We start from the raw sequence: 11,477 nt of genomic DNA on the forward strand, positions 1-11,477 counted from the left end.
CAGGCCCAGTCCGATCCGCGGCGGAACGATGCGCAATCTTCCGCCGCGGTTGCTTTTCCCGCCGATCTGAAATTCATATCCATCATGGACAATACGAGTGTCGGGCAAGCGCTGGTTCGGAACCGCCGGGGCGCCGAGGGGCCATGGCGTACCGCCTGGCGCAAGCTCAAGGCCGATCGAGCAGCCATCATGGCGTTCGGTGTGCTGGTGCTGATCACCGCTGCTTGCCTGGCAGCCCCCCTTTACGCCCGCCATGTGGCGCGGACCGATCCTTTCGCCACCAATCTCAATGGCGAGATCGTCATAAACGGCGAAACCAGGCAGGTGCTGGAGCCTTCGACCGAAGGCCTTGGCCTGGGGTTCACACCGCTCGGACCGACCTGGGATTTCGGGCCCTATATGCTGGGCGCAGACAATCAGGGCCGCGATGTCGCCGCGCGCCTGCTCTACGGCGGACGCAATTCGCTGCTGATCGCCGGCGCCGCGGCGCTGATATGTCTTGGCCTGGCGACAATGCTCGGTGTCGTCTCCGGCTTCTTCGGCGGGCTGGTCGATACCTTGCTGTCGCGCATTCTCGACGTGCTATGGGCGTTTCCCATCTTCCTGCTGGCGATTTCTCTATCGATCGTGCTGATCACGCAGAGCATCACCATCGGGCCGATCGAAATCCGCTCCGGCAGTCTCTGGCTGCCGATCTTCATCATCGGCATCGTCTACGTCCCCTATGTCGCCAGGCCCATCCGTGGCCATGTCCTGTCGCTGATGCAGGCCGAGTTCGTCACGGCGGCGATCGGCATCGGCGCGTCGCCCTGGCGCATCCTGTTGTATGACATCCTACCCAATGTGATCACCCGGGTGATCGTCTTCGTGCCGCTCATCCTGGCGCTGAACATGATGACGGAATCCTCACTGTCCTTCCTGTCCATAGGCGTGCAGCCGCCCGACGCCAGCTGGGGCACCATCATCCAGGACGGCCAGGGGCTTCTCTATTCGCGCCCGATCGTCGCGCTGGCGCCGGGGCTGGCAATCGTCATCTCAGTACTGGCGCTGAACATATTGGGCGACGGGGTGCGCGACGCACTCGACCCGAAATCCTCGATCAGGGTCGCCTGATGCTGACGGCGCTCGTTTCCAGACTCGGCCAGATGGTGCTGGTGATGTTCGGCATCAGCGTCGTTGCCTTCCTGATCTTTTTCGCCACCCCTGGCGCCGACCCGTCGGCGCGTATTGCCGGGCGCAACGCCTCGCAGGAGACGCTGGTCCAGGTGCGGCACGATTTCGGGCTCGACCGGCCGCTGCCGGTCCAATATGCGCTGATGATGAAGCGGCTGTTCATCAGCCGTGACCTGACCTCCTTCGTCAATCGCGGCCAGAAGGTCGTTCCCACGGTGCTCGAGGCGATCCCGGTCACCTTGTCGCTGGTGTTCGGCGCTGCTGTGTTCTGGGTTCTCGGCGGGTTGATCGTCGGCGTGGTCGCCGGGGCGACGCGCGGCACTTGGCTCGACCGGACGCTGATGATCCTCAGCCTGATCGGCGTATCGATCCCGGTCTTCTGGCTGGGCGAAGTCGCCAATCTGGTCACACAGAGCCGCTGGCACGACAGCTGGCTGTTCTCGTGGGTGCCGCCGCTCGGCTATATCCCCTTTACCGAAGATCCCTGGGGCTGGTTCAAGGCGCTGGTCATTCCCTGGTTCACGCTCGCCACGCTCTACATCGGACTTTACGGCCGCGTGCTGCGGGCCTCGATCATCGAGACCATGCAGGAGGATTTCATCCGAACCGCGCGCGCCAAGGGCATCGGCGAGCGGCGGGTGCTGCTGCATCACGGGCTCAGAACCTCGCTCGTCGCCTTCGTCACTATGTTCGGGCTTGATTTCGGCGCCCTGGTCGGCGGCGGTGCCTTGCTGACGGAGGTGGTCTTCGGCCTGCAAGGGGTCGGCAAGCTCACCTACGGGGCCTTGCAGACGCTCGATCTGCCGATGATCCTGGCGACAGTCATCTATGCCTCGTTCTTCGTGGTCATGGCCAATTTCATCGTCGACGTCGCCTTTGTCTTCATCGATCCAAGGGTTAGAGATGCCCACTGACAAGACGCCCACTGACAGGCCGCTGCTGGTCGTCGAGAACCTTTGCGTCTCATTCCGCACGGAGGGTGGCGTGGTGCCTGCCGTCAGCGGCGTCTCGTTTTCGCTCGCGCCGCGCGAGATCATCGGTGTCGTCGGTGAAAGCGGCTCGGGCAAGAGCCAGACCCTTCTTGCCATCCTGGGGCTGATCAGCAGTCCTAATGCCGTCGTCACCGGGTCGGTGCGTTTTCTCGGCCAGGAGTTGCTGGGGCTCAAGCGCCGTGCGCTCGACGCCATTCGCGGCCGGCAGATCGCGATGATCTTCCAGGATCCGATGACGGCTCTGACGCCGGTTCATACGATCGGCGACCAGATCATCGAGCAGATCTGCGCGCACGAGCGGGTTTCGCGCACCGCCGGGCGCAAGCGGGCGGTGGACTTGCTCGACGCGGTTGGATTGCCGAACCCCGACAGTGCCGTCGACCGCTACCCGCACCAGCTGTCCGGCGGCATGCGCCAGCGCGCCGTGATCGCCATGGCGCTGTCCTGCAATCCGGCGCTGCTGATCGCCGATGAGCCGACGACGGCGCTCGACGTGACGGTGCAGGCGCAGATCCTGGAGCTGATCGCTCGATTGCGCGATGATTTCGGATCCGCCGTGATCCTGGTCACCCATGACCTCGGCGTGGTCGCCGAAGTCGCCGATCGCGTGCTGGTGATGTATGCCGGGCGCGTTGTCGAGGAGGGCGGCAAGGGCCAGCTTTTCCGCGAACCGCTTCACCCCTATGCATGGGGCCTGTTCGGCTCGATTCCGCCGATGCACGGTCCGCGTCCCGCGCGGCTGACAGCCATCCCCGGCAGTCCGCCGAAACTTAGCCAGATGCCGCAGGGCTGCGCCTTCGGACCGCGCTGCACGTTCCGGCACGAGGCCTGTGCCGAGCAGCCTTCGCTTGGCGGCGTGGCAGGACACCGCTCGGCTTGTTTTCTTCCGCAGGATAGCCGTCAGGATCTGCGCCGGACGCTTGCCGCCAGGGCCGTGCCGGCATGACCGAGACCAGGCCCCAACCGCTGGTGCGGACCAACGATCTATCGAAACACTATCCGGTGGGGCGCTCACCCTTCCAACGGCGGATCGTCCATGCCGTGGAGCAGATCTCGCTCGACATCTTCCCGGGCGAGACGCTCGGCATCGTCGGCGAGTCGGGGTGCGGAAAATCGACGCTGGGACGCTGCCTGGTCCGGCTCACCGAAATCACCTCCGGGTCGCTGGAATTCGAGGGCCGGGACATCACCAGGGCCTCGCAACGGCAGCTCCGGCCGATACGCCGCCAGATGCAGATGGTGTTCCAGGATCCCGCCGCCTCGCTCAACCCACGCCGCCGCGTCGGCGATCTCCTGGCGGACCCGTTCCGCGTGCACGAAAAGCTGTCGCGATCGGAAATGGCGGATCGCGTCGAGGATCTGCTGGTCCGCGTCGAACTGCTTCCCGATCATGCCCAGCGTTTTCCGCATGAATTCTCGGGTGGACAGCGCCAGCGCATCGGCATCGCGCGCGCCCTGGCGCTGCGGCCGCGGTTGATCGTTGCCGACGAACCGGTATCGGCGCTGGACGTATCGATCCAGGCGCAGATCATCAACCTGCTTTCCGATCTGCGCGACGAGTTCAACCTGACCTATGTGTTCATTGCCCACGACCTCTCGGTGGTCAGGCAGTTCTCGTCGCGAGTGGCGGTGATGTATATGGGCTCGATCGTCGAAACCGGACCGGTCGACGCCGTCTTTTCGGCGCCGCGACATCACTACACCATGGCGCTTCGCTCGGCGGTGCCGGTTCCCGACGTCGACAACCGGCCGGCCCAGCGGATCATGCTCAAGGGCGATTTGCCGAGCCCGCTCGATCCGCCGTCAGGCTGCCGTTTCCATACACGCTGCGTGGCGGCGACTTCGGTGTGCCGCCACGAACGCCCCGTGCTTTCGCTCGTCGACAAGAACCACTTCGTCGCCTGTCACCATCCGAGGGCGAGCTAAAAGCACGATCCCGAAAAGGGGAGTCCAGTTTTCGGAAAAGATCAGGCTCAAACAATAAGATAGAGCCCCATCCCGAGTCCATCGGGATGGAAACCGGCTCCAGCCTTCCTTCAGAAGCGATAGCGCAGGCTGGCGAACAGCGAGCGGCCCTCGTCGCGGTAGCAATAGCCGGCAGAGCAGATGGTCTGCCGGTTGTCGAACAGGTTCTTGGCGTTGAGCTGCAGCTTGACGCCTTCGAGCTTCGGATTGCGGGTGCCGAAATCGTAGGAGAGCGAAGCGTCGACGAAGGCGCGTGCGTCGTTCTTGAAGGTGTTGGTGTCGTTGCCATAGCTCGAGCCGGCGACGCGGACGCCCGCGCCGAGCCCCAGGCCTTCCAGCGTGCCGTTCTCGAACTGGTGGTGGCCCCACAGCGACAGGATATGATTTGGGGTCGCCGACAGCTCCTTTCCTGCGGTTTCCTCGGCGCCCCGCTCGATCCTGACGCGCAGATAAGTGTAGGAGGCGATGAAGCTGAAGCCGTTGTCGAGCGAGGCATTGGCTTCCAGTTCGACGCCGCGCGAATTCAGGTCGAGCTGGCGCTGCTTGTTGATGCCGGTCGAGGCGTCGAAGACGACGCCGTCCTTCTGGTCGATGTCGAACAGCGCGGCGCTGACGGTGGCATTATGTTCTGACATCTCGTATTTGACGCCGATCTCCTTCTGCGTGGCGATGGTCGGTCGAGCGACGCGGCCGACGGTGCTGGCGACGTCGTCATAGACGAAGCCGATGTTCGGCGAGAACGAGGTCGAATAGTTGACATAGGGCGTGATGCCCCATTCGGTCTGATAGGACAGGCCGACCCGGCCGGAAAAGGCGCTGTCCTTCTGCCTGGATGTGCTGAAGTCGGCGGCGGTGGAGGTCGTGTCGACCCAGTCGTAGCGACCGCTGGTGAACAGGGTGAAGTCGTTCCACTCCATCTGGTCGTGCAGGTAGACGCCGAGCTGGTTCATCTGCTGTCCGCCGGAATGGGGAACAGCTGCCGCCTTGATGTCGTCGACCGAGACATAGGACAGACCGCTGCCGGCATCATAGTCCGACCAGGCATAGTCGATGCCGCCGACAGCGGTGTGCTTGATCGGGCCGGTGTCGAACTCGAACTGCGCCATGTTGTCGACGACGAAGTTCCTCATCGCCTCGGTGTAGTGGCCCCAGTAGCGCTGCAGTGGCTGGTCGGCGCCGATCGAGTAATGGCCGCTGTACTCGATGTCGCTGTCGACGGCGTTGTAGCGCAGGTTCTGCCGCACCGTCAGCAGGTCGTTGAAACGGTGCTCGAACTCGTAGCCGATACGGCCCTGACTCTGGGTGAAATCGTTCCAGGCGGGATCGCCCTCATAGACGTTGGACAGCACGCCATAGCTCGAATTGTAGAAGGCCGCCGTGCCGCCGGTTACCGATTTCGAATATTCGCCGAGGATTGTCAGCTTCGTATCCTCGTCCGGCTTGAAGGTGACAGCCGGCGCCAGATAGATCTTGTCGTCGGGATAGGCAGGCAATTCGGTCTCGCTTTTGCGGCCGAGGCTGGTGAAGCGATAGAGGATGCTGCCGTCCTCGGTCACCGGTCCGGAAGCGTCAAGCGCGGCTTGAAACCGGTTGTGCTCGCCGGCGAGCAGTTCGATTTCGCGGAAGGGCTCATCCTTGGGACGCTTGGTGACGACATTGACGATGCCACCCGGGCCGCTGACGCCGTACAGCGACGATGCCGGCCCCTTCAGGACGGTGACGCCCTCGATGCCGTAGGGCTCGGTCTTGAACCAGGCCGAGGGGCCGTTGTACTGGCGCAGCCCGTCGCGGAACATGCCGTTGTAGAAGGCTTGGAAGCCGCGCAGGAAGAACGCGTCGTAGCGGGTGTCGAAGCCGAAGCTGTTGGGATTGGCGCTGGCCGTGTAGCCGAGCGTTTCGTTCAACGTGCGCGGCTTCTGATCCTCGATCTGCTTCTGCGTCACCACCGAAATGGCCTGCGGAATCCTGGCAATCGGCGTATCGATCTTGGTGCCGATGCGATCCTTCTTGGCGACGTAACCATCCTGGACCAGGATCTCGTTGCTCTGCGCGGTCACCTCGATCTTGCCAAGGACGGGGGCGGTCTCGCTGTCCTGGGCGAGTGCTGCGCCGGGTTGGGCGAGCATCGCCGCGCCACCCAGCAATGATATACCCAGGCGCCATGTCGTCGGCCGCGTTCGCATCAACTCGTCTCCACTGTCTCATGCAGGATTGCGCTCCCGCGCTCTCAAATATGAGTGTGTTAGTCAAGTATTTTTTGCCGCTGCTACCCAAGCTGTCGCTGGGTTCTTGCACAGCGGCACCGCTGACGGGGATTCGACCAACCGGGTCGTCGAATGACAGTCGGGTTGTGGGCTCAGGGGAGGCGGCTTTGCCTATTGCCTGACGCTTCTGGCCACCAGCCGCGCGACGCTTGGCCCGATCAGCAGCACGATCAGGAAGCGCGCCGATTGCAACGCCATGACGAAGGAGATGTCGACGTTCTGGGCGGCAGCGGCGATGATGGCGATGCTGTCCATGCCACCGGGGCTTGTCGCCAGATAGGCGGTCAGCGGGTCGATGCCGAGCAGATGGCTGATCATGAAGGCAAGGCCGCCGCAAAAGGCGATCAGCGCCACGATCGACGCAATGATCTGCGGCAAGGCGCGCGTCGCATGGCGCAGGATCGGCCGGGTGAAATTCAGGCCGATCGACCAGCCGACCATCGCGTAGCTCACCGCCAGCAGCCATGGCGGCAATTGCATTTCCACGCCAAGGCCGAGATGGATGACGGTGCCGAAGATGAAGGTGCCAAGGAAGAACGGCGAGGGCAGCCTGAGCAGCTTTCCCAGGAGGCCGCCGACAAGCGCTACCCCGATGGTGGCGGCGAGGGCTTGTGGATCGATCGGCGGAAACCAGATGATGGGCGGGATTTCGACGCCCGACGTGTCGACCCACATCTTTGCCACCAGGGCCGCCGTCATCGAAACGAAGATGACGCGCAGGTATTGCATGAAGGCGACGAGGCGCTGGTCGGCGCCGAAGGCACCGGCCATCAGCACCATGGCGGTGGCGGCACCCGGCGACGAGCCCCAGACGGCGGTGGTGCCGGGCAGGATGCGCCAGCGGCTGATCAGCCAGCCGAGCAGGCTGGAGGCCGTCACTGTGGCCACAACGACGCCGAGAAACAGCGGCCACTCCTGGTAGAAGACCGGAAAGATATCGGCCGAGATCGAGCTGGCGACGAGGCAGCCGACAATCGCCTGGGCGGCGCCGAACAGAAGACGTGGCACCCGCACCGTGGCGCCATTGGTGCCGGCGACGATGGCCGCGAGCATCGGGCCGATCAGCAGCGCCGCGGGCAGGGCGGCGAGTTCCAGCGCGCCGGCAAACAGGGCGGAGACGGTAAGGATCGCCAGCCATTGCCAGAGCTTGCGCATCCGCGCCATGCGCTCAATGGTGGGCAGATCCGGGGGTGGCGGCTCGGCCGAGGAATCCATGGTTCGCTCTTAGACCCGAAGCGGGGCGATGCGAACCCCGCTGCGCCGAAAAAGGATGCCTGCCCTCAGCCGGTCTTGCCATCGGCCAGGCCGAAGCCGCCGACAGGGTGGGTCTCGACCTGGAATTCAAAGCCGGCGATGAACGGCCGCGCCTTGGCGATCGCCGCCTGGACTTCGGGAAGCTGCAGCGAGGCCTTGTGGCTTTCGGCGTCGGTCCACACCTCGGTGACCCAGATCGCATCGGCATCCGCGGGATCGCGCGCGATGATATAGCTCAGGCAACCCGGCAGGGCGCCGGTGCTGGCGCGCAGGACGTCCATGACCGCGTCGCGCTGGCCGCGCGACGCCCGCATCTTGCCGATCAGTCCGTACATTCCTTTGTCTCCCTTTGAAGTCTTCGACAAGAGTATGCAGATCGCCAGTATGCAGATAGCCGCTCAAGGCATCAACTGGCCGCCATTCACCTCGATCACCTGGCCGGTGATGTAGCCGCTCAGGAGATCGGAAGAGAGGAACAGATAGGCGCCAACGCAATCCTGCGCGGTGCCGGCACGTCCCTGTGGAATGGTGACGACCATGCCCTTCATCTGCTCGTCGGTCGAATAGCGCTCGTGGAACGGCGTCAGGATTGTGCCCGGCGCCACCGCGTTGACGCGGATGCCGAAGCCGATCAGCTCCTTGGCCATGCCGCGGGTCACGTTGGAGACGAAGGCCTTGGCCGAACCGTACAGGCCAGCGCCGCCGCCGGCGCCGTTGCGCGCGGCGATCGACGAGGTGTTGACGATGAAGCCGCCCTGTTTCTTGAGCCACGGGATCGCCTTGCGCGAGCCGGTCAGCACCGAACGCGCATTGAGGTCCATCACCGCGTCGTAATGCGCCTCGGTCTGCTCGGCATAGGGCACGCGGCCAAGCATGCCGCCGGCATTGTTGACCAGCCCATCGAGACGGCCGAAATGCTGCGCGCTGTCCTCGACGACGCGTTCGACATCGGCGGGAACGGAGAAATCCCCCTGGACAAGGAATACCTCGCCGCCTGCGTCGGCAATGGTCTTGGCCAGCTTCTCGGCGGCGTCGCGGCTCGAATTGTAGTGCAGCGCCACTTTGCATTTCTGCGCGGCGTAGGCCGATGCCAGGGCCGCCCCGATGCCGGTCGATGCACCGGTGACCAGCACCGCCTTGCCGGCGAGATCGGGAATGTTGAGTGAGGTGGTGGCTGGCACTGCTGTTCCTCCGGATGTCCGCCCGTCCTTCGTAAGCCGTTGCCACCCGGATGTTCAAGCCTTACGGGCGCAGATAGGCGTAGCCCTGGCCTTGCAGTTCGGCGAGTTTGACGACGCCACCCTTGTCGGCGGCATGGAAACCGTCGAGCAGGTCGGTCAGCGAAACATCCATGCCTTGCATGGTGTTGGCGCAGGCATGCGGGTTGAGCCCCTGCTGCACGAGGCTGGCGAAGCGGCCGGAAATCGCGGCCGAAATGCCTTTCGACTTGAAGGCGGCGAGGGCTGGACCATGCACGACCAGCACGATGTCGATATTGCCGCCGGTGCCATCATAGTGGTTCTTGATGTTGCCGAGCACGAAATTGACCTTGTCGAGATCGCTGAGGTGGTAGGCGACCTTCAGCCTGGCGGGCTCCGTCGCGGCTGCCTGCACCATCCGCAGGCCAAAAAGCGTTCCGGTTCCGGCAAGAACCGTGCGGAACATATCGCGCCGGCGCATCGCATCCTCCTCCGCTTGGCGGCTCACCGCAAAATGCGTGGCTCCGGCCGCAATACTAGCATAAATTGACGTCGCGTCCTGTCGATGCGGAGGAGGGTCACATGGCGTTAGGCAAGGTATTGGCGCGCGTCGCCTGGGGTGTTGCACTGCTCGGTCTGCTGGCTGGCAAGGCCGGAGCCGATGATGCGCTCAAGCTCACCGAACTCAGCCCTAACGGCGCCGACGCCTGTTTCGGCCGCGTCTATGACGCCGCGCACCTCAAGGCACATCCGAAGCAGAAGGTGGCGCGGATCTTCTTCTACTACGGCCATGATCCTGTCAGCCGGCCGAATGAGGAGCCGGCCGCGAATTCCGACTCGTCCTACAATGCCTTCGTCGCCACCACCGTGCGCGGCGCCAAGGCACCGGAATGGGCCGGCGGCTGGTGCAACCACGAGTCGGAGGACGGCAAGACAGGCCCGATCCATTGCGGCATGGATTGCGACCGCACCCTGGCGTCACTGAAAGTCGATGACAAAGGACGCCTGATCCTCACCGACGTACAGCCAGATCTCTATCTCGATGCCGGATCGGAAGAGGAACTCGGCGCGGCGGAATATGACAGGCAGGCGCTGGGCAAGGAGGATGACAATTTCCGCCTCGACCCGATGCCGGCAGCGACCTGCAAGGCGGAGTTCGCGCGCATCGATCCGATCGACCCGGCGCTCGGGCCGCCGCTGCGCCAACGGCTGAAGCCGGACCAGGCCTTCTGCTATGGACGCGACTACGATGCAGCGCATATGGCTTCCCACCCCGACCAGTTGACGCAGTCGATCCGGGTTTTCCGCGGCTCGGTGGAACTGGCGTCTTTTGCTTCAGGAGGCGACGCAGCCAACTGGCCCGATGGCGCCGACATTGCCGTCACCGTCACGACGCGGCAGAAATCGGCCAAGGTCACGCAGACCTATTCCTGCCAGGGCGAGGCCGACCAGTGGCGTTGCGCGGCGAGCTCGAAGATGAGCGATTTTTCCTGCGACATCGCGCAGAAGGAGATTTTTCTCAAGCGCGGCGCCAACGGCATGATGATGCTGGCCAATCCCAACAGCAGCCTGGCGATCGTCGACCTGTGCTCGAAGGCCGCCGATGGCAAGACGAAGTCCGACGACAAGATCTACCGGCTGCAGCCGATGCCGCAATCGGCCTGCGCGCCGTGAGCTGACCTCAGGCGAACGGCACGGCGGTCGTGCCTTTCGGCAGTTTGGCTTCGTCGTCGGGCTCGACATGGATGGTGACGCGCACCGAGGGGATTTCGGCCTTCAGCGCGTCCTCGATGCGGTCGCAGATGACATGGCTGGCGCCCACCGACATGTCGGCATCGACGACCAGATGGAACTCGATGAAGGTGGCGCGGCCGGCGATGCGCGTCTTGAGGTCATGCACCTCGAGCGCGCCCTTGCAATTGGCCGAGATGACGTCGCGGATGTGCATGTGCTCTGCCGTGTCGACAGCGCGGTCCATCAGGCCGTTCATCGACGAGCCGATGACATGCCAGCCCTGCCACAGGATGTTGAGTGCCACGAGGACGGCAAGCGCCGGGTCGAGGATCTGCCAGCCGGTCAGGATCGCCCCGACCAGGCCGCCGAACACACCGATCGAAGTCACCACGTCGGTCATGATGTGTTTGCCGTCGGCAACCAGCGCCGGCGATTTCTCGGCCCTGCCGGCGCGGATCAGCGTCCACGCCCAGAAGGCATTGATGACCGTGGCGACGCCGTTGACGGCAAGACCTTCCCAAGGCTGTTCAAGCGGCGCCGGGGTTTGCCAGGAGCGCCAGACCTCGTTGAGGATCAGCAGTGCCGCGAGCACGATCAGCACGCCTTCGAGCACGGCCGAGAAATACTCCGCCTTGTGGTGGCCGAATGGATGGTCCTGGTCGGCCGGCTTGTAGCTGACCTGGATCGCCCAGAAGGCCGCGATCGAGGCAATGACGTTGACGATCGATTCCAGGGCATCCGAATAGAGCGCCACCGAGCCGGTGATGTACCAGGCGACGAGCTTCAGGCCGAGCACGATGGCGGCAATGATGATCGACCAGAAGGCAAGGTTGGCGACCTTGCGCTTCGCCGCGGCCTTGGCCGCGATCGCCATCGTGTTCCCGGTTTCGGCCATG

At 64.0% G+C, this 11,477-nt stretch carries 11 protein-coding genes; 5 read left to right on the forward strand and 6 right to left on the reverse strand.

The annotated features are described in order from the left end of the window. The first annotated feature begins 84 nt into the window (after positions 1-84). The 4 genes from AC1RZR_RS12585 to AC1RZR_RS12600 are packed head-to-tail and all read left to right on the forward strand — an operon-like array spanning position 85 to position 4,091. Complete coding sequence (locus AC1RZR_RS12585) at positions 85-1,113, forward strand: ABC transporter permease (protein ID WP_477270130.1); 1,029 nt, start codon at positions 85-87, stop codon at positions 1,111-1,113. Then, entirely contained in the window at positions 1,113-2,087 is a 975-nt protein-coding gene (locus AC1RZR_RS12590) for an ABC transporter permease (protein WP_477270132.1), read from the forward strand. Before AC1RZR_RS12585 ends, AC1RZR_RS12590 begins: the two co-directional genes overlap by 1 nt. After that, complete coding sequence (locus AC1RZR_RS12595; protein ID WP_477270134.1) at positions 2,077-3,111, forward strand: ABC transporter ATP-binding protein; 1,035 nt, start codon at positions 2,077-2,079, stop codon at positions 3,109-3,111. Before AC1RZR_RS12590 ends, AC1RZR_RS12595 begins: the two co-directional genes overlap by 11 nt. Beyond that, positions 3,108-4,091, forward strand: coding sequence for an ABC transporter ATP-binding protein (locus AC1RZR_RS12600; RefSeq protein WP_477270136.1), 984 nt, complete (start codon positions 3,108-3,110; stop codon positions 4,089-4,091). The genes AC1RZR_RS12595 and AC1RZR_RS12600 overlap by 4 nt, the downstream gene beginning before the upstream one ends. A 110-nt stretch (positions 4,092-4,201) precedes the next feature. Here AC1RZR_RS12600 and AC1RZR_RS12605 read toward each other — a convergent pair whose 3' ends face one another. The 5 genes from AC1RZR_RS12605 to AC1RZR_RS12625 all read right to left on the reverse strand — a co-directional run bounded on the left by AC1RZR_RS12605 (position 4,202) and on the right by AC1RZR_RS12625 (position 9,328). After that, positions 4,202-6,313, reverse strand: a complete 2,112-nt coding sequence (locus tag AC1RZR_RS12605) for a TonB-dependent siderophore receptor (RefSeq protein WP_477270138.1) — start codon at positions 6,311-6,313, stop codon at positions 4,202-4,204. 192 nt (positions 6,314-6,505) lie between these two features. Further along, complete coding sequence (locus AC1RZR_RS12610; protein WP_477270140.1) at positions 6,506-7,609, reverse strand: AbrB family transcriptional regulator; 1,104 nt, start codon at positions 7,607-7,609, stop codon at positions 6,506-6,508. Positions 7,610-7,674: 65 nt separating this feature from the next. Next, positions 7,675-7,983 carry a putative quinol monooxygenase gene (locus AC1RZR_RS12615; protein ID WP_183462547.1) on the reverse strand — a complete coding sequence of 103 codons (309 nt, stop codon included), beginning with the start codon at positions 7,981-7,983 and terminating at the stop codon, positions 7,675-7,677. A gap of 63 nt (positions 7,984-8,046) precedes the next feature. Next, the gene (locus tag AC1RZR_RS12620) at positions 8,047-8,829 is read right to left on the reverse strand and encodes an SDR family NAD(P)-dependent oxidoreductase (protein WP_481828573.1); all 783 of its coding nucleotides are present in this window, start codon (positions 8,827-8,829) and stop codon (positions 8,047-8,049) included. Between the two features lie 61 nt (positions 8,830-8,890). After that, positions 8,891-9,328: a DsrE family protein gene (locus tag AC1RZR_RS12625; protein ID WP_477270145.1), complete on the reverse strand. Its 438-nt coding sequence runs from the start codon at positions 9,326-9,328 to the stop codon at positions 8,891-8,893. A gap of 101 nt (positions 9,329-9,429) precedes the next feature. Between AC1RZR_RS12625 and AC1RZR_RS12630 the strand changes: the two genes are divergently transcribed. After that, positions 9,430-10,521: a hypothetical protein gene (locus AC1RZR_RS12630; protein WP_481828574.1), complete on the forward strand. Its 1,092-nt coding sequence runs from the start codon at positions 9,430-9,432 to the stop codon at positions 10,519-10,521. Positions 10,522-10,528: 7 nt separating this feature from the next. On the opposite strand, the gene AC1RZR_RS12635 is transcribed toward AC1RZR_RS12630, so the two are convergent. After that, entirely contained in the window at positions 10,529-11,476 is a 948-nt protein-coding gene (locus tag AC1RZR_RS12635; protein ID WP_379102091.1) for a cation diffusion facilitator family transporter, read from the reverse strand. Between the last annotated feature and the right edge of the window lies 1 nt (position 11,477).

The sequence above is a fragment of the Mesorhizobium bavaricum genome, from assembly GCF_056781655.1.

Bases quoted from the DNA above. Each gene is read 5' to 3' on its own strand.
- AC1RZR_RS12585 (WP_477270130.1), top strand. From the start codon at position 85: ATGGACAATACGAGTGTCGGGCAAGCGCTGGTTCGGAACCGCCGGGGC.
- AC1RZR_RS12590 (WP_477270132.1), top strand. From the start codon at position 1,113: ATGCTGACGGCGCTCGTTTCCAGACTCGGCCAGATGGTGCTGGTGATG.
- AC1RZR_RS12595 (WP_477270134.1), top strand. From the start codon at position 2,077: ATGCCCACTGACAAGACGCCCACTGACAGGCCGCTGCTGGTCGTCGAG.
- AC1RZR_RS12600 (WP_477270136.1), top strand. From the start codon at position 3,108: ATGACCGAGACCAGGCCCCAACCGCTGGTGCGGACCAACGATCTATCG.
- AC1RZR_RS12605 (WP_477270138.1), bottom strand. From the start codon at position 6,313: ATGCGAACGCGGCCGACGACATGGCGCCTGGGTATATCATTGCTGGGT.
- AC1RZR_RS12610 (WP_477270140.1), bottom strand. From the start codon at position 7,609: ATGGATTCCTCGGCCGAGCCGCCACCCCCGGATCTGCCCACCATTGAG.
- AC1RZR_RS12615 (WP_183462547.1), bottom strand. From the start codon at position 7,983: ATGTACGGACTGATCGGCAAGATGCGGGCGTCGCGCGGCCAGCGCGAC.
- AC1RZR_RS12625 (WP_477270145.1), bottom strand. From the start codon at position 9,328: ATGCGCCGGCGCGATATGTTCCGCACGGTTCTTGCCGGAACCGGAACG.
- AC1RZR_RS12630 (WP_481828574.1), top strand. From the start codon at position 9,430: ATGGCGTTAGGCAAGGTATTGGCGCGCGTCGCCTGGGGTGTTGCACTG.
- AC1RZR_RS12635 (WP_379102091.1), bottom strand. From the start codon at position 11,476: ATGGCCGAAACCGGGAACACGATGGCGATCGCGGCCAAGGCCGCGGCG.